We start from the raw sequence: 18229 nt of genomic DNA on the forward strand, positions 1-18229 counted from the left end.
ATTACAGCGTTGTATGTAGCTGGGCCTGTACGTACTTTTAAAGCACCAGTGTTAACAACATAAGAACCACCAGTTTGAACTGTTGTAGTATTGTTGTTTGTAGTTGGTTGTTTTGTTTCGTTAGATACAGCAGAACCACCTTTTGTTACGAAGTCTTTGCTTACGTATCCAGTTCCACCATTGAAGTTGATTTTAAACCAATCTTGTACTTCACCTACAACTTGTACTGTTTTACCTTTGTTTACAGAACCTAATACTGTATGAGATGTACTTGGGCCTGTACGTACGTTAAGTGAAGAAACGTTTACTGTGTAAGTACCTGTTCCTTGTTGAACAGTCGTTCCTGTTTTGCCACCAGTCGTTACGAAGTCACCACTTACATAACCTGTTTGACCATTTACGTTTACTTTGAACCAACCATTTTCTTGTCCAACTACTTGTAGCACTTGGCCTGATTTTACTTTAGAAATAACGTTATGTCCTGTACCAGCACCTGAACGAACATTTAATACATCAGCAGTTACTGTGTATTTTAATTCAGAAGTTGTTTCTACAGTTTTTGTTTCAGTTACAGTCGTTTGAGTTTGAGTTTGTCCATTAATTTCTTTTAGCGCTTCATTTGAAACTTGTGCATGAGCAGAATCCATTCCTGGAACTGCAACGCCAGCTACAGAAGCTGCTGCTAAACCTGCAATTACTTTTTTCATAAGTTGTCTTTACTTCCTTTCCCTACTATCCTCTTAAAAAAAACTTAAAACTTTAATACTTTACAATATTATCAAAGTAAAATATTCATCCAGTTCCATTTTTTAGCAAGAGTTTTATTTTTCACACGTAGTTCATTTTAAATGAACAAAGTGAAATCCGTGTGAACTTCATGTGAACTTTATCATTAAACATAGTGTTTTTGCAATGGTTTTTTCAAATTTCTTATATATCGCATAAAAATTCGACATTCTATTTAATATTTTAATATAAAATATCCCTTTTCTATCTATTATAAAAAACTCTATTAACCTAATACAAACTCAAGTATGTATTTCCTTATAAAGCTCCTTACATGACGTATACTTTCATCATGACAAAAATCACTCTATTTATCAATAGTATAATATTTTTAGAAAACTAAATTTCTATACTATCTACAATTTTGAAATAATTTGACGAATTGTAAGATTTATTTCACAAAAGCCATTTCTCCTTTAAAGAAAACACACACTATATCAACTGTTCTCTTTTTCCCATAATGGAATTTATAGGATATTTATAGTATTATATACATATCTTAATAAACAATAATTTTAGCGAATTGATTAAAGTTTCATTCCCTTATAAAATGAAACTTTAATCAGGAAGGGTTTTATACATCCTCCGCTAATTATTAACCCTCACCACTCGGGCTGCCCATTAATGCGGAGTTTTATTGGAATAAAAAGAGGAGGCATATTTGTGAGAAATATAATAGATGATCCAATACAAAAAAACATAGAGCTATACTATGCTTTTATTCAATTCGTTTCAATGATAACATTACAAAAAGTATCAGCTATTGAAACACGTAAAAACGAATTAAAAAATCAGATGAAAAATGCAGGACAAAAAAACCCTTATTACGTATAAAAAAAGGTGAACAGGTTATATTCCTGTTCACCTTTTTAAATTATTTATAAATTTTCACACGGTCCTCTAGCGGTTGGAATTCTTTTTCACCAGCATGTACTACCGGTTTACCAAATGGCATTTGCGCAATAAGTTTCCAATTTGCTGGAACATCCCACTCTTTTCTCACTTCTTCATCAATTAGCGGATTGTAATGCTGTAACGTAGCACCAAACCCTTCAATTTCTAAAGCTGTCCAAATTGCAAATTGTAACATTCCTGATGATTGCTGAGACCAAGTTGGGAAATTATCTTTATATAATGCAAAGTTAGCTTGAAGGCTTTCCACTACTTCACTGTCTTCAAAATATAAAACCGTTCCATAACCACTTTTAAATGCATTCATTTTTTCTTCAGTAGGTGCAAAGTTATTTTCAGGTACAATTTTTCGTAACGTTTCTTTCGTAATATCCCATAATTTATCATGTTGTTCTCCTAATAAAACAACAACGCGAGCACTTTGAGAATTAAAAGCTGAAGGTGTATGTTTTACAGCATGATAAATCACTTCTTGAATTTTCTCATCAGAAACTACTTGCTCTTTACTAATTGCATAAATAGATCTTCTGTCTTCAATTGCTGAGTAAAAATCTTTTGCCATCATAATTCCCTCCAATTTTCAATTGAGGCTATTTCATATGTATATATCATATTACGCCCCCTCAAACTTATTATTAATAAGCTTATAACTTTATAATATCACAGCAACAAACAAACTCAAATAATAACACTTATATTTAGACCCTTTTTCCTTTTTAAAATGAAAATAAAAAGACTGTTTGTTGTTATCTAAAATTAGTAACAACAAACAGTCTTACTTATGTAGCGATCTAGATTCGTATTTTACTTACTTAATTAACTAATCCAAATGCATACGACATTAACTTATTTGTCTCTGTAAAACGTTTTGTTTTACTTGATGTCCCCATGACCACTGTAATAATTCGATTATCACCTTGCTTTGCAGTCCCAGTAAAACAGTATCCTGCACTATCTGTAAATCCAGTCTTTAGTCCGTCCATTCCTTCTATATATAAACTTTTATTATTTTTGTTTAACATGTCGTTTGTGCTTATAACATTAATATTATTAAATGCTAGCTGACTTTGGCGTAAGTGAGTCACTTCTAATATTTCCGGATAATCTTTTATAAGATGATACGCCAATTGTGCTACATCACCAGCCGTCATTTTTGTTTCACTTCCATCTGGCTCTTGTAATCCAGAAGCATTTGCAAATTTAGCATGTTCCGACATTTTTAACTGTTTCGCTTTTGCATCCATAAGCTGAACGAAATCTTTCTCCGATTTTGCCATATGTTCTGCTAAAGCCACAGCTGAATTATTAGCTGACTCAATCATTAATGCATGATATAAATCTTTAACAGTTAATGTGTCATTAACTTGTACTGGGATTCTCGCTCCCTCTGTTTGTGCCGCCTTCGCACTCATTTTCACTGGATCTTCCCAGCGAACTTTCCCGTTATGTATACTCTCTAGTAGAAGATACGCTGTCATCATCTTAGACATACTAGCCGGTGCAAAAGCTTCATTTTCATTATATTGATAAATAATATCTCCATCACTCGCATCGATAATCATAGCTGCTTTTGCGTTAATTTCTGGTGGGATGTACTTTGGCGGGACTACTTTTTCAGTAAATCCTGCTTTAGGTAGTTCTGCCACTTGCAAAGGTTGTCCCTCTACATTCGCTACGCTCTTTTGATTTCCTTGGAATAAGAACCAACATATCCCTAAAATAATGACTAATAGGACTGTCATCCTTCCCCATTTTAACCGATTCATTTCAAAACTCCTTTAGCAAACCTTTTATACACTCACATTTAACCTTATCAACAATTCCTTTATATAGTCAAGGTAAAAGGTATATTTATTCATATACAGCAATGATTATTTTAATTTATTTATGTTAAACTTACAATGTTGAAACGTAAGAATATTCAATAATAAAATCTCGTAAATAAAGCGAAACTTTAATCAGTCCCCCAATCGGGCTACCCGTCAAATAGCGAGATAAACTATTTAATAGAAGGGATTCATACAAATGCTACTTCCAAAATCATTAAAATACGGAGACACAATTGGGATTTACTCCCCTTCTTCACCAGTAACCTACACTTCACCAAAGAGATTTGAACGAGCAAAATCTTACTTACAACAGAAAGGGTTTCATATATTAGAAGGTTCATTAACAGGTCGATATGATTTTTATCGTTCTGGTAGTATACAAGAGCGTGCTGAGGAGCTAAATGTCTTAATAAGAAATCCTAATATTTCTTGTATTATGTCAACAATTGGTGGGATGAATTCAAATTCAATATTACCTTATATTGATTATGATGCTTTTCTAAAGAACCCTAAAATAATGATTGGGTATTCAGATGCAACTGCTTTATTACTAGCAATTTACACCAAAACAGGAATCCCTACATTTTATGGACCAGCTCTCGTCCCTTCCTTTGGCGAATTTGAACCTTTTGTTGATTGCACATACAAATATTTCGCTGAAACTTTACTACATGATCATTCTCTTCCTTATCATATAAAACAACCATTATTTTGGTCAGATGAATTTATTAATTGGGAAGAAAAGACAAAGGAGAAAGAACTTCGACCAAACGATTGGATTTCAGTAATTGATGGAAAAGCTACTGGGCGTATTATTGGCGGGAATTTAAACACGATACAAGGAATTTGGGGTAGCCCCTATATGCCACATATTCAAGAAGGCGACATTCTCTTCATTGAGGACAGTTCAAAAGATGCAGCTACTATTGAAAGAAGCTTTTCATTACTTAAAATTAACGGTGTATTCGATAAAATTTCAGGTATCATTCTTGGAAAACATGAGCAATTTGATGATTGTGGTACAAATCGAAAACCTTTTGAAATACTACTAGAAGTACTTCAAAATCAAAGAATTCCTTTTCTAGCTGACTTCGATTGTTGTCATACACATCCAATGATTACCATGCCTATCGGTGTTCAAGTAGAGTTGGATGCAACAAATAAAACGATACATATTGTAGAACCTTGGAAAAAATGAATGCATAGCTTCTATTGTTTTACAATAAAAGCCATGATACTATATAATTTGAAATGTGAAAGATTAAACAAAATACGTTCCAATATCTAACACTAGAAAAATTAGGTATAAATATATATTTATATGCAAAAGAGAGTGAATAAATGAAACCAACTATTAAAAATTACGTATTTTTACATGTAGCTTTTTTGATATATTCTATCATTATGGTTTACATGAAATGGGCAGCTAAATTCCCCATTGCTTCCATCTCATTTTTTGTTGCTTATTTCGGATTAGTTATACTTTTATTCGGATATGCAATTTTATGGCAACAAGTAATTAAACATTTCGAAATTTCAAAAGCATATTCACATCGCGGGATTATTATACTGTGGTCAATGCTTTGGTCAGTATTTCTATTTGGAGATACGATTCAGTGGAATCATTTACTTGGTGCAGCTATTATTATCGTCGGAATTGTGGTGGTGACAAAAGATGAATAGTTATATGTTATTATTTATTTTCGGGATAATTTTAGCTAATTACTCACAAATATTATTAAAAAAAGCTACTTTGCAACAATACGATTCTAGAATAAAAGAATATGTGAATCCTTATGTTATTATCGGCTACTCTTTATTTGTAATTAACGCCGGATTAAATGTTATCGCCATGAAGGGCATGGCATTAAAACAAGCATCAGCATTAGAATCCTTAAGTTATATCATCATATTAATTTTTGGTTGGTATTTCCTAGGAGAAAAAATAACGAAACGTAAACTCATCGGCAACATGATTATTATCGTTGGTGTAATCGTTTATTGTATCCAATAGTAAAAAGCTCCGTTTATCACAAACGGAGCTTTTTACTATTGACCTAAATTTTGCACTTTATCTTTCAAATCTCGAACTTGATCTACCGTCTGCATAAGCTCAGAGTTTTTAAATTGCTCTACATCCACTTTCCCTTCTTCTATCTTTGTCATCGCCGTATCAATTAACGTATTTAACTTTTCATTATATCCGACGATTTGTTGATGAAGATCCTTTGCTACATCAGGTGGCGTTAATTCATTGAATGCGGGTATATCTTGTTTAATTTCACTAAGCTTCGTTTCTAATTCTTTTCGAGCCTCGCTATCATTAACGGCCTTTTCTGCTAATGCTGGCGCATCATTTGCAAATGCACTTATTTCATTTACATAGTCTGTCGCCTTTTGAGCATAATCTATGGAGTTCTTTCCTTCTTCCACTATTGAACATCCCATTAAACCAATTGAAACTATAAATACTAATAAAATTGATTTTATTTTCATTTTAGACCCCCTTCGTCTTTATCATTGTCTGTAATTTTCTCTATACATAACTTCTAGCTAAATTGTTTATAACCTTTTTCAAATAGCTATTTATCCTCTTACATGCCCTATTATCGTTACAACATCTATTTCTATATGTACGCTTATAATATCTTCAATTATATCCATATATCCTTGTCCTATAGCTGTTCCATAGTGTAATGTAAGCCCCTTCTTTTCATACACTGACTTTGGCACTGAAAAAATAAATCTCCTCAAGTTTCTTTCATCAGCTGGTTCCATAATTAAAACAATCCCATCCTCATCAAACATATACGCTCGCCCTCCAACTTTACATTCACTATGGCTCAGTATTGCCTTGGTCAGCAAAATTTAAAACACAATAAGTTAAGATACTCTCTGCTCTATCATAAAGTGAAACTTTAATTAGCCCTCACCAGTCGAATCTTTATCGGCAAATAGCGGGATAAAGTGAAAGTTTAATCAGTGAGGATTTTGTTCATCCCCCACTGGCTATCAGCCCGATCCCCACCTAACTTCTTTACTTCCGCTGAATTTTGAGGTAGGGTCTTACTGCCCGGCAAATAGCGAGATAAAAATAAAAAACATTCATTCTTTTTTGTTAAGAATGAATGTTTTTTAAAAAATCAATTTCTAACTCTAGCATCTTTTTTTGACGAGGTTTTACTTTTCTTACGGGAACTCCAGCGTAAATATACCGATCATCTAAACTCTCTTTTACCATACTCATCGCACCGACTGCCGTACCTTCTCCTACCGTTACATTTGGAAAAATAATAGAATTAGCACCAATAATCACATGTTTTTTTAAAATAACTTTTTCTGCTTTCACATTCCTATATTGATTCGGGACGGTTGGACCCATTAATGTATTTCCACTGAAATCATCAAGTACTGCATATATGATTGTTTTAGCTGAGATGTTTGCAAAATCATGCATTTCAATCCCAACTTCCCCTCCATATAACGCTGTATACGCTGATATGTGCGAATAACTTCCAATTGTGATTTTACCACTTAAAATGCAAAAATCATCAATTCTTACATGATTGCCAACTGATATAGCACTCGGATTATATATACTTGCTTTTTTACTAACCAATACATTTTTCCCAACAGATAAAAATCCAATTTGCTTTAGTTCTTCTTGACTATAAAAACTATTCATCTACCGACACCACCTTCTGCTCTAAACAGATTACAATTTGCTCTACTAGTTCTTTCGTCATTCCTTCCCATAAAGGTAAACTTACGATTCGTTTTGCTATTTTATTCGTCTTTGTTAAATCTGTAGACTTATAGTTTTTAAAAAGAACTTGTTGGTGGCAAGATGGTGAAAAGTATAATCTAGCTTCTATTTTCTGTTTTTTCAGTTCTTCTATTACTTGTATATTGCGAACTTCTTCTGGACAAATGATAGGCATAAATTGGTGAATAACCGCTTCTGTCTTTTGGACTTTCCACCCTTTTTTCATTAACCCAGTATTTTGTAACAACTGTTTATACCATTCAGAAATACGGCTGCGTTCTTTTAATTTTTGATCCCACTTTTTTATAGTCGCTATCCCAATAGCTGCTGCGTATTCAGACATTTTACAATTAAACCCCATCATCGTACATTCACGATTTTTATCAAATCCGAAATTCCCCATTCTTTTAATACGTTGTATATCTTCTTCGTTTTTACTATATATGAGCCCTCCTTCACCAATTCCGAACGGCTTTGTTGCATGAAAGCTATATACAATCATTCCACTAAAATCTTGACCGTAATGCATCCCTCCATTCATTAATCCAAATCCCGGCGCCGCATCTACGACAACCGGAATCCCCTTCTTCTCTAGTTCTTCATATTCTTCTAAGTTCATCCATGATCCAAAAGTGGCGTACGGGATAACAATCGCAACCTCTTCTTTTAATTCTTCTATTTTATCCAAAAGTACGGTTTTATCCATATACCAATCATCTATTGAAATATCAATAAAGTACGGTTCCAATCCACACCAAATAGCGGCTAAGGCAGTCGCAGGGAATGTAAAGCTAGGCATGAGAGCATACTTTCCCTTTCTTCTTTTCTTTAGTTGAATAGCCGCCATTAACCCTAACGTTGCGTTTGCTACTGTTGTAACAGCTCCCCTGTTTTGAAAAAATGACGACATAATTGTTTCCTCAAAACGTTGATTTATAGGTCCATAATTCGTATATATGTGAGATGTATCAATTTCCTTCAATTCGTCCAAATACTCACTTACAGGTACAGTTGAAGCACGTAAAAAAGGAATATTCTCCATATCTATCTATTCCTTCCTATGATTTTCGGACAATATAGAGCATATCTGTTTCAGATAATCCAAACTTCCTAGCACTTTTCATTCCTTGTTTTTCCGCTATGTTATATAATTCTACCTTAAATCCTGCATTCATTAATCGTTGAATAAATCCCGATTGATTGTAAATTCTCACATGATCTTCTTGACCAAAAGCTAATTTCCTCAATTGTGGTGTTACAATTAATTCATTCTCTATAATAAAATCTACATTCATTACGATCGGTACTTGAATAATTCCCCATCCATTTGGCTTTAACACTCTATATAACTCTCGCATTGCTTTGTCATCATCAGGAACGTGTTCTAACACATGGCTACATAATATTACATCAAAAGTATTACTATCATATGTAATCCTTGTAACATCAATTTCCTTCATTAATGGATCCTTTGGTTCTAAGTCACCACATACATACGTAATATTTTTATACTCGTTAAACCAATCTCTTAACTTCGCTTCAGGTGCAATATGAAGCATTGTATAGTTTCTATTTAACAAGTCCGTTTCCGTTTCAATGTACGCACGATACAATCTTTCACGATCCATCGAATTGCAAACTGGACATATCCCTGTATCTTTATTCCACATCTCAAATTTATATTTCGGAAAATCATAATGCGCTGGCCAAGGTGAAAATTTTTCAAATTGTTGATTGCAATATTGACAATAACAAGATTCTTTCTCAAACATATGAGCAACTAACTTGTTTAACCCTTTTTTTATCTTTTCATTATAAATTTGATCTAGTTCGCCATTTTTTACTGCATCCTTAACTATAAATCCCGCATTTTCTAAACAATAAGATAAACTCTCTTTATACTCACTTTCGGAGCTTAAAAATCCACTATTATATGCATCTATAATTAATTCAATCCACTCTTCAATTGTCATTAAAATAAAATGCATTTGTTTTTGATTTTGTCCACTATGTTGTCTAAAATAACTAAGAGGTTCTTGCATATAAACTACTTTTCCTTTCCTCATCATATCTAGCCAAGTTGCAATGTCATTAATAGCAGAATAAGCCTTTCCTTTAAAATATCCAAACTTCCCGTCAAACAAATCCCGATTAAACAAAACAGTTGTCGGCTCACCAACTACATTTTTTAAGTTTTTTAACATATAATTTCCTAATTCTTTTCCTTCAAAAAGTGTAGTTTCTTTCGCGATTTTCATATTTAATGTTGAAGGTGGTAATATCTCTCCATTCTCATCAATCAGTTCACGATATGACGTCACAAATGAAATATTTTCTAACGTCAAAAAGTATTTCATCATTCTCTCGATCTTTTCATGATGAAATAAATCATCATCTAATAAAAAGTTTATATAGTCCCCATTCGCAAGTTCTACACACTTATTAAAGTTTTCGGCAACTAACGGCGTTTCATTTTTAACATATGTAATACACTCATATTCACGTAAGTACGGTTGAATCATAGCATTGACTTCATTATTTGTACTATCGTCAGAAATAATAATTTCAATATTTTCATATGTTTGATTCAAAGCGCTGTTGAGTGCTAATTCCAAGTAATAAGGTCTATTGTATGCAGGAATAAGTATACTTACTTTCGGTAATGAAGAATTATTATTTATATGTTGTTTTTTCTTTTCTATGTTTATTTTCTTCGCTCTAATTTTTTGGTAATAGTCTAATGTATATAATATTGATGATGGAACTATCCTTCTTGCATAATCTAGAAAATTAGTTATCGCTTTGTCTAACTCTTTTTCGGTGGATAAGAAACCATATTGTTCTCCTGCTATAATACTGTGTGAAAAATCTTCTAACCCATCCATCATTTTATTAGATTCATTTAACTGTTGATCTGGATGTAATCGAAAGTAACTCAGTGTCTCTGCTATATATACTGCTTTTCCTTTACTTAATAAAGATAACCATGAAGCTATATCTACGTTACATAAATACCGCCTCTTATCAAAAATCCCATATGGTTCTTGTAAATCATTTTTACGAAATAAAACTGTTGTCGGTTCTCCAATATAATTTTTTTGATCCACAATTACCTTATTTCCTAATTCTGTTCCCTCTATAATGGTATCCTCTTCAAATAAACGGACAGTCGAATAAATATGTCGCAGTTCTTTCCCTTTATCATCAATGACTTGACGATGAGATGTTACAAGCTTAATTTCATTATCTAAATCATTGAAAAAATACTTCATCATTTTTTCAATTTTATTCACATGAAATACATCATCATCCATTAAAAAATTTATATACTCACCGTTCGCTTCATTAAATAACATTAACGCATTTTCAAATTGTCCGAGAGTTGACCTATTTTTTATATAAATAATATTTGAATGATCACATAAGTATTTTTGTAACAATTTTTCTGTTTCATCATTCGTGCTGTCATCTCCAACTATAATTTCTATATTAGGGTACGTTTGTTCTAACACACTACATAACGCCTTTTCAAAGTAACTAGGACGATTATACGTAGGAATTAATACACTTACCAACGGAAGTTGCTCTACCATTTCTTCAGTTCTTTCAATACGAGTTCTCATTTTAACTCTCTCACCTCTTCGCATATTATTTATATACGCGACACAAAAATCACATTACTTTAACTGTATGGAGCCTATATACTTTTATGCAAACATGAAACAAAATATCATACTTTTCGTTCCTGAATAAACATATTTAATAATGCGGACATTTTATTTGCACCTTTTTTATTCATATGATCACTATCATAAAAATCAGCGTCACAAAATAATGGCGAATCAAATAGATCTATAATTTGAAAAGAATATTGAGTTTGAAAATCATTTATAACTTTATAAAAATCTTCTTTTAATTTCTTACTACTACAATTGAAATAATGTGAAGTAACAGGGAACACAACAATTAATGGCTTTATATCGTTTTTTAACAGTAATTCTAAATATTTCTTAAAAATCATTTTATTTTCATCTAAAGTATGAGGATACGCCAATTTAGCATGTGAAGCTGCTCTTATTTTCCCGTGTTCTTCAAAAGGAATATGAAGAGAAGTAGTATTCCATTCAGCATTTATCCAAGGCAGCGTCAATGATTCATCTTTTAGTTCGTCTAATAAAATATATTCAAAATGCAAATTAAAAATAGAAAGAAGTGGTTTCGGAGTATTTAGATGTGAGAATCCATCAGTGGGTAGAGGAGAATGAACTACAGTATGATGACCATCTTGAAACAATGGATAATATACTTTGTGAATTCTATATGATTCAGATGATAACGACATATCAAAGTAAAACGAGAAATAGGCTATTCCTATTAAACAATATTGAAATGAATGATTGTTTGATAAAAGTTGTGACGCTATTAAATAATCATAGTATAGATCTTGCGATGGAAGTGTTAATTTTATTGACTTTTTTGAGAGAAGCTCCGTACTTATGCCACAATGTGGATAAGACAAACCGGTAGCAAACAATTCATACGTCGGATCACCCTTTGCTTTTTTCATAGAAATGTATAAAGACATAAGATCCGGATTTATTTGATAGATAGAAATTAATTTATCCTTCCATTCATACATGTATTTTGTTAAATTAATAATTTTTGAACTTTGCACGCCCCTATTTATCAAGTCATTTGTAAGTTTTTCTGCGTCCCCTCTCCAAATGACTATATATTGAAAAGAACTTTCTATACGAACAACATCTGAAACGTCTACAACATGAACTATTGTTTTACATTTATTTTTGTCTAACGTATTTCGAATCCTCTCCCCTGATAACTCATCACTTAAAACAATGATTTTATATTGCTCCTTCATGTACATCCCCTCCACTATATGTATAATATGAAATTCATTTTTAATTCGTAACAATCATATACACCTGCAATCTAACAAAAAAATAGCTCCACCATTAGGCGTAGCTATTTTTACAATTATTGCTTATTCAAATCATATTCCTTTATCTAACTCATAAAGTTTACGATACTTTTCATTTTCTTTCAGAAGTTGTTTATGACTACCTTGCATGACAATTTGGCCACGATCAAGGAATATAACTTCGTCTACATGTTCTATTCCTACAAGATGGTGCGTAATCCAAATAACCGTCTTTTCTTCCGTTGCAGAAAACATTGTTTCGATTAAAGACAATTCTGTTTTTGGATCTAAACCGATAGTCGGTTCATCAAGTACAATAATTGGTGTTTCTTGCATAAGAGTTCTAGCAAAAGCAACCCTTTGTCTTTCCCCACCAGAAAACCGCTTTCCCATTTCATGCATTTTTGTTTGTAATCCGTCTGGAAGAGAAGTAACATGTGAAGCTAATTGTGCTTTCTCTAAAGCTTTCCATATCTCTTCATCCGTCGCCTCCGGTTTGCCAATTCGTACATTATTTCCAATTGTCGTATCAAACAAATGCGGCTTTTGATTTAATACAGAAATATATTTAGCTAAAAGATTCGTATGAGCTCGTTCACCATTCAATACAACTTGTCCATTTACTGGGCTTAACGCCCCTGTTAACAATTTTAGTAAAGTAGATTTCCCTGTCCCACTTCTCCCTAAAATAGCAATTTTCTTCCCTGCTTTTATTTGTAATGATACATCTTTTAATACAATCTCATTACTATCTGGATAACTATACGATACGTGATTCAGTTCAATATCTACATGTTTTGGTTCAATATAATCTTTCTCTCCATGCAAATCCGTTTCATCATGTAAAACACTATCACTTTCTACGCCATTAAGACGATGGGTAGATTCTACGTACGACGGTATTCGATCGATGGCATCTGCAATAGGAATAAGCGCGTTTGTTACAGATAAAGTCATTAATACGAAAGCTGCGATAACTGTAGGAGCAATTTGTTCACTTGCCGCTTCATTCCCAGTCCATATGATCATCGAAATAACTACAATACCTACTACTAATTGAATGATACTGTCCCGAATATGATACCAGCGTTTCACTCTCTTTTCGATTTTTAACAACTGATCATTTTGTTTTACATACTCATTAATAAATTCATCTTTACGACCACTTGCTTGCCAATCAGATAATCCAAAAACAGCATCTGTCAGTTGTTGATACAAACGGTTTCTTCCTTGCTTTAAAGTAACATGATGTTTCTTCATCAAAAGTAATGATACAAACGGAAGAAGAAAAACGATAATAGCTAACATACAACCTACAATAAGTGCAAAAACAAAATCAAATGCACCGATAACAAGTACGAAGATACTATAAACAACTAGCGCTAATATGCTAGGAAATATTGTACGTAAATATAGGTTTTGCAAATGCTCTATATCTTCGGATAACACTCCTAACATATCACCCGTTTGAAATCGAGAACGGAAAAATAACGCCTGTGGTTCTACTATTCTATATAGCCTCGTTCTCATTTTTTCTAATATACGTAGTACGACATCATGTCCGACTAGGCGCTCTATATAATGAAATACAGCTTGCCCTATACTAAACGCTCTTGTTGCAACAATAGGAACATATACAGCCATTACATTTTCTGGTCTAAGGGCAGATTTTGAGATCAAATAACCTGAAATAAAAAGTAACATCGCTCCTGAACTAACTCCAAGAAGACCAAGGAAAATAGTTAAAGTCATTCTACCTTTATTTTGTTTTATATAAGGTTTAACCCAGTTACTCATTTCTCTCCCCTCTCTTCCCTATGAAAATGTAATGTCTCATTCTCTAAAAGTTCTTCATACGTCCCACTTTCTTTCATTTCCCCTTTATTTAGAATAAGAATATGGTCCATTTGTTTCATCCAATGTAGACGGTGAGTTGCTAAAAATACTAACTTTCCATTAAATAGACGTAACATCGCTTGCTTTATTTCAAATTCGGTTTCAATATCAAGATGTGCCGTAGGCTCATCTAATAAAATGATTGGTTTTTTACTTAAAAGCGCACGCGCCATAGCAACACGCTGTTCTTGTCCGCCACTTAGCATACGTCCACCTTCTCCAATTCTTTCGTGTATCCCATTTGGAAGTGATGTAACGAGTGAACGAAGGCCGACTTCATTAATAACTCTTTCAACTTCTTCATCTGTTGCATTTGTTTCATAAAAACGAATATTATCCTTTAATGAAAGCGGAAAAATATAAGGTTGCTGCGGAATATAAGCAATATTTTTTTGCCAATCTTCACGAGTAGATCCATCAACTTCTACACCATTTACTAAAATCTTTCCACTCGAAGGAGATAAAAAACCTGCTAATACGTCGATTAACGTCGATTTCCCTGCACCACTTTCACCAATAACACCAATAGCACCGTTACCTTCCCAAGTAAAATTAATTCCTTCTAATATAGCCTTTTCAGATTCAGTATTATTAACTTTGATATCTTGTAATTTCAAGCTACTAGAGGCATTCCATACTATATCTTCATTTAAATCTTTCTTTTGTATTCCTTTTTGTTGTTGCAAAATCTCTTCTATTTGCTCCATCGCAATTTGTCCATCTAATGTCGCATGATAATTTGCTCCCACTTGTTTAATCGGCAGAAAATATTCCGGAGCTAAAATCAAAATTGTAAGGGCTGGTAATAGTATAATCGTTCCATCTATTAAACGTATCCCTAATCCAACTGCCACAAACGCAATTGATAAACTCGTAAAGAAATCTAATGCAAAAGAAGAAAGAAAAGCAACTCGCAAAGTACGCATCGTTGCTTTTCTATATCTTTTACTTACTTTTTCAATCTTTCCTTCGTGCTGTTCACTTTTCCCTAAATACTTTAATGTTTCTAAACCTTTTAACGTATCTACAAAATGATTCGAAAGTACACGATATATCTCATACTGACTATCTGCCATTTTTTGCGCTGCTAATCCGAGAAGAATCATAAATATGATCACGATAGGAATCGTTACAACTAAAATGATTCCAGACTCAATATCTAGCGTAAAAACATATAGTACAATTAGACCTGGAACGATACTACTTCTAATCATTTTAGGAATCGTTAATTCAATATATGTTTTAAATTTCTCAATCCCCTCAATTGATAAGGTAACCAGATGACCAGTTCCAACAGTTTGAACATACCTTGGACCTAATGTGAAATATGCCTCTATCAATTGTTTTCTTAGTAACGACCCTGTTTTTTCAGCAAAACGTTCCACTAATATTTGTGATGTTCGAACTACTATGTTACGCGCTGCAAACGCGATACCAAAATAAACAACTTCACTTAATATTGTTTGTACTGTCTCTCCATGAAATAAAAACGTAATAGCTCGTGCTAAAAAGATTGTTTGCGCAATAATACTAAAAGCTTCTAAAATACTAATAATCGTTAACGCTACATATAAAATACGGCTACCGGGATAAGACGGAAGTCCTCTTTTTCTTTTCATTAGTACTCCAAATCGTTGTCTGACTTAACAGGTTGTCTAAATACATAATAACTCCATATTTGACTTCCGATAACGAAAGGCAAAATAGCAATCGCAAAGTAAGTCATAAGTTTTAATGCATAAGCTCCTGATGCTGCGTTGTAAATTGTCAAATCATTCATTGCTCCTAAAGAGCTAATCATAACACGTGGGAACATACCGATAAATACACTCGCACTTAGTAAAATGATCGTTAAACTCGTCATAAAGAAAGCCCAACCATCTCTTCTTCTTTTATTTAATAAAGTGGACACTAATAGTGCTACAAAAGCTCCGATTGGTACCATAATCCATTCTGTTCCATGAGCAGTGAAAATGTCGGTTTTCCATAACCCCACACCAGCAAAAACAAGAAGTGTAAGTAATGAAAATGGTGCAATTTTTATTGCAGCAATTCGTGCACGTTCTCTCAATTTACCAGTTGTACGTATCGTAAGAAATTGTAATCCGTGAACAATACATAGTAGGAGAAACATTACTCCTCCAAGTAACGCAAATGGATGAAGTAATTGCAAGAATCCACCTACAACATTTTTACTCTCATCAATAGGTACACCTACCATAAAGTTTGCAATCGCAACTCCCCAAAGGATAGGAGGTAACATACTTCCAATAAACATCCCCCAATCCCATGCACTCTTCCATTTATGATTATCTATTTTCGCACGAAATTTAAAGGAAACACCTCTTAAAATTAAAGCAAGAAGCATAAATACAAATGGAATATAAAAACCACTAAATAAAGTTGCATACCAGTGCGGAAATGCCGCAAACATGGCTCCACCAGCACAAACAAGCCATACTTCATTCGCGTGCCAGAACGGTCCTATTGTATTTAAGTAAACTCGTTTTTCAAAATCATTCTTTCCTAAAAACCTCGAAACCATTCCTACACCAAAATCGAAACCTTCCAGTACGAAGAATCCAACAAACAAGATTGCAATAACTAAAAACCACAACTCATTAAGAGATAACATACTCTTCCTCCTTATCAAATGGATCATGGCTTTGATAATCCTTTTTCGTTTTCTTATTCGTGTGGCCCTTAATGGTACGAACGAATAAGTACACACAAATTCCACCCATAATTAAATACATTGATGTGAATGAAATAAGTGAGAATAATACTTCACCGAATGTTACATTTGGTGATACAGCATCTTCTGTTTTCATTACACCAAATACTACCCAAGGTTGACGACCCATTTCAGTCATAATCCACCCTACTGTATTACCGATGAATGGAAGAGAAATTGCATACACCATTAATTTTAAATACCACGTTTTTTCAGCTAAACGATCTTTTCTTGATAAGAACCATCCGTAAGCTCCTAGAAGAAGCATGAATGTTCCACTCATTACCATCGCTCTAAAACTCCAAAACATTGTATGCACTGGAGGAATATAATCTCCAGGTCCATATTTTTCCTCATATTGTTTTTGAATTTGATTCATCCCTTCAACTTGACCGCTAAACTTATCATACGATAATAGACTTAGCATATAAGGGATTTGAATTTCAAACGAATTTTCTTTCTTCTCTGTATCAATTTTCGAAAATACTGTAAATGGTGCTGGATCCTCACTTGTATTCCATAGCGCTTCAGCTGCCGCCATCTTCATTGGATGTGTCTTAATTAATTGTTGCGCTTGTGCATGACCAAAGAATAATACAAGCGCCGTTGTAATTGTTCCAACAATGATAGAAATTCGGAAAGATTTTTTAAATACTACAGTTTCTTGTCCTTTTGTAATTTTCCATGCACTTACACCAGCAATAAAGAATGCACCTGTTGCAATTGCCGCTGTAATTGTATGCGGGAATTGTACCCATAGTTGTGGGTTTTGAATAATGGCTAAGAAATCATTCATTTGCGCACGACCATCAGCTGCCATTTCATACCCGACAGGTGACTGCATAAATGCACTTGCAGTTAAAATCCAGAATGCTGATAACATCGTTCCAATTGAAAGGAGCCAAATACACATTAAGTGAATTCGCTTCGGTAATTTGTCCTCACCGAATACCCATAAACCTAGGAATGTAGACTCAATGAAAAATGCCAGTAATCCTTCAATTGCAAGCGAGGGACCAAATACATCACCTACAAAACGTGAATACGTTGACCAGTTCATACCAAACTGAAATTCTTGTAAAATACCTGTTACTACACCTACTGCAAAGTTAATAAGGAATAATTGCGTCCAAAACTTTGCCATCTTCTTATATACCTCTTGCCCTTTTACCACATACAACGTTTGCATGATCGCAATAATAAAAGCTAAACCAATTGACAGCGGAACAAAAAAGTAATGGAAAATCGTTGTTGATGCGAACTGTATTCGTGCCAATTCGAGCGTTTCCATACTAAAATCACTTCCTTCATAGTTTTTATAATAAAAGTTAATTGAGCAATCTTATCAAACTCAATTATTAAGAAAT

General features: G+C 33.4%; 17 protein-coding genes. 4 read left to right on the forward strand and 13 right to left on the reverse strand.

The window, feature by feature from the left end; genetic code table 11:
• Positions 1-707: SH3 domain-containing protein (locus MR107_RS14190; protein WP_242292462.1), on the reverse strand; the 707-nt coding region annotated here is incomplete at its 3' end.
• A 742-nt stretch (positions 708-1449) separates the two neighbouring features.
• Here MR107_RS14190 and MR107_RS14195 point away from each other — a divergent pair.
• The gene (locus tag MR107_RS14195) at positions 1450-1620 is read left to right on the forward strand and encodes a hypothetical protein (RefSeq protein ID WP_001244279.1); all 171 of its coding nucleotides are present in this window, start codon (positions 1450-1452) and stop codon (positions 1618-1620) included.
• Between the two features lie 40 nt (positions 1621-1660).
• On the opposite strand, the gene MR107_RS14200 is transcribed toward MR107_RS14195, so the two are convergent.
• Together MR107_RS14200 and MR107_RS14205 are read right to left on the reverse strand one after the other, a co-directional pair.
• Positions 1661-2263, reverse strand: a complete 603-nt coding sequence (locus MR107_RS14200; RefSeq protein ID WP_002164567.1) for a nitroreductase family protein — start codon at positions 2261-2263, stop codon at positions 1661-1663.
• 247 nt (positions 2264-2510) lie between these two features.
• Positions 2511-3464 carry a D-alanyl-D-alanine carboxypeptidase family protein gene (locus tag MR107_RS14205; RefSeq protein ID WP_001080881.1) on the reverse strand — a complete coding sequence of 318 codons (954 nt, stop codon included), beginning with the start codon at positions 3462-3464 and terminating at the stop codon, positions 2511-2513.
• Positions 3465-3723: 259 nt separating this feature from the next.
• Between MR107_RS14205 and MR107_RS14210 the strand changes: the two genes are divergently transcribed.
• The 3 genes from MR107_RS14210 (at position 3724) to MR107_RS14220 (ending at position 5541) form a co-directional block, all read left to right on the forward strand.
• Positions 3724-4725 (forward strand): S66 family peptidase, encoded by a 1002-nt coding sequence (locus MR107_RS14210; RefSeq protein ID WP_070179217.1) that lies wholly within the window; start codon positions 3724-3726, stop codon positions 4723-4725.
• Positions 4726-4868: 143 nt separating this feature from the next.
• The gene (locus tag MR107_RS14215; RefSeq protein ID WP_000805125.1) at positions 4869-5210 is read left to right on the forward strand and encodes an EamA family transporter; all 342 of its coding nucleotides are present in this window, start codon (positions 4869-4871) and stop codon (positions 5208-5210) included.
• The gene (locus MR107_RS14220) at positions 5203-5541 is read left to right on the forward strand and encodes an EamA family transporter (RefSeq protein ID WP_001089868.1); all 339 of its coding nucleotides are present in this window, start codon (positions 5203-5205) and stop codon (positions 5539-5541) included. The genes MR107_RS14215 and MR107_RS14220 overlap by 8 nt, the downstream gene beginning before the upstream one ends.
• 35 nt (positions 5542-5576) lie before the next feature.
• Here the strand turns inward: MR107_RS14220 and MR107_RS14225 are convergent, their stop codons facing one another.
• From MR107_RS14225 to cydA, 10 genes are all read right to left on the reverse strand, one after another.
• Positions 5577-6023 (reverse strand): DUF6376 family protein, encoded by a 447-nt coding sequence (locus MR107_RS14225; protein WP_000695203.1) that lies wholly within the window; start codon positions 6021-6023, stop codon positions 5577-5579.
• 90 nt (positions 6024-6113) lie between these two features.
• Positions 6114-6335: a hypothetical protein gene (locus tag MR107_RS14230; protein ID WP_000459099.1), complete on the reverse strand. Its 222-nt coding sequence runs from the start codon at positions 6333-6335 to the stop codon at positions 6114-6116.
• Positions 6336-6645: 310 nt separating this feature from the next.
• Entirely contained in the window at positions 6646-7212 is a 567-nt protein-coding gene (locus MR107_RS14235; RefSeq protein WP_242292463.1) for an acyltransferase, read from the reverse strand.
• The gene (locus tag MR107_RS14240) at positions 7205-8335 is read right to left on the reverse strand and encodes a DegT/DnrJ/EryC1/StrS aminotransferase family protein (RefSeq protein ID WP_000427964.1); all 1131 of its coding nucleotides are present in this window, start codon (positions 8333-8335) and stop codon (positions 7205-7207) included. The genes MR107_RS14235 and MR107_RS14240 overlap by 8 nt, the downstream gene beginning before the upstream one ends.
• Before the next feature lie 16 nt (positions 8336-8351).
• Positions 8352-10916, reverse strand: a complete 2565-nt coding sequence (locus MR107_RS14245; protein ID WP_098214177.1) for a glycosyltransferase — start codon at positions 10914-10916, stop codon at positions 8352-8354.
• A gap of 107 nt (positions 10917-11023) precedes the next feature.
• Positions 11024-12172, reverse strand: a complete 1149-nt coding sequence (locus tag MR107_RS14250) for a hypothetical protein (protein WP_242292464.1) — start codon at positions 12170-12172, stop codon at positions 11024-11026.
• A gap of 132 nt (positions 12173-12304) precedes the next feature.
• Positions 12305-14029 (reverse strand): thiol reductant ABC exporter subunit CydC, encoded by a 1725-nt coding sequence (cydC, locus tag MR107_RS14255; RefSeq protein WP_000073643.1) that lies wholly within the window; start codon positions 14027-14029, stop codon positions 12305-12307.
• The gene (cydD, locus tag MR107_RS14260; protein WP_000824035.1) at positions 14026-15747 is read right to left on the reverse strand and encodes a thiol reductant ABC exporter subunit CydD; all 1722 of its coding nucleotides are present in this window, start codon (positions 15745-15747) and stop codon (positions 14026-14028) included. The genes cydC and cydD overlap by 4 nt, the downstream gene beginning before the upstream one ends.
• Positions 15747-16763, reverse strand: coding sequence for a cytochrome d ubiquinol oxidase subunit II (gene cydB / locus MR107_RS14265; protein WP_000950085.1), 1017 nt, complete (start codon positions 16761-16763; stop codon positions 15747-15749). Before cydB ends, cydD begins: the two co-directional genes overlap by 1 nt.
• Positions 16750-18153, reverse strand: coding sequence for a cytochrome ubiquinol oxidase subunit I (gene cydA, locus MR107_RS14270; RefSeq protein ID WP_000448870.1), 1404 nt, complete (start codon positions 18151-18153; stop codon positions 16750-16752). Before cydA ends, cydB begins: the two co-directional genes overlap by 14 nt.
• Positions 18154-18229 lie beyond the last annotated feature (76 nt).

Origin of the sequence: Bacillus cereus group sp. BfR-BA-01441, from assembly GCF_022663075.1 — a bacterium.
GTDB lineage: Bacteria > Bacillota > Bacilli > Bacillales > Bacillaceae_G > Bacillus_A > Bacillus_A cereus.

Coding starts and splice junctions, on each gene's coding strand:
- MR107_RS14200 (WP_002164567.1), bottom strand. CDS start 2,263: ATGATGGCAAAAGATTTTTACTCAGCAATTGAAGACAGAAGATCTATT.
- MR107_RS14205 (WP_001080881.1), bottom strand. CDS start 3,464: ATGAATCGGTTAAAATGGGGAAGGATGACAGTCCTATTAGTCATTATT.
- MR107_RS14210 (WP_070179217.1), top strand. CDS start 3,724: ATGCTACTTCCAAAATCATTAAAATACGGAGACACAATTGGGATTTAC.
- MR107_RS14215 (WP_000805125.1), top strand. CDS start 4,869: ATGAAACCAACTATTAAAAATTACGTATTTTTACATGTAGCTTTTTTG.
- MR107_RS14220 (WP_001089868.1), top strand. CDS start 5,203: ATGAATAGTTATATGTTATTATTTATTTTCGGGATAATTTTAGCTAAT.
- MR107_RS14225 (WP_000695203.1), bottom strand. CDS start 6,023: ATGAAAATAAAATCAATTTTATTAGTATTTATAGTTTCAATTGGTTTA.
- MR107_RS14230 (WP_000459099.1), bottom strand. CDS start 6,335: ATGTTTGATGAGGATGGGATTGTTTTAATTATGGAACCAGCTGATGAA.
- MR107_RS14235 (WP_242292463.1), bottom strand. CDS start 7,212: ATGAATAGTTTTTATAGTCAAGAAGAACTAAAGCAAATTGGATTTTTA.
- MR107_RS14240 (WP_000427964.1), bottom strand. CDS start 8,335: ATGGAGAATATTCCTTTTTTACGTGCTTCAACTGTACCTGTAAGTGAG.
- MR107_RS14245 (WP_098214177.1), bottom strand. CDS start 10,916: ATGAGAACTCGTATTGAAAGAACTGAAGAAATGGTAGAGCAACTTCCG.
- MR107_RS14250 (WP_242292464.1), bottom strand. CDS start 12,172: ATGAAGGAGCAATATAAAATCATTGTTTTAAGTGATGAGTTATCAGGG.
- cydC (WP_000073643.1), bottom strand. CDS start 14,029: ATGAGTAACTGGGTTAAACCTTATATAAAACAAAATAAAGGTAGAATG.
- cydD (WP_000824035.1), bottom strand. CDS start 15,747: ATGAAAAGAAAAAGAGGACTTCCGTCTTATCCCGGTAGCCGTATTTTA.
- cydB (WP_000950085.1), bottom strand. CDS start 16,763: ATGTTATCTCTTAATGAGTTGTGGTTTTTAGTTATTGCAATCTTGTTT.
- cydA (WP_000448870.1), bottom strand. CDS start 18,153: ATGGAAACGCTCGAATTGGCACGAATACAGTTCGCATCAACAACGATT.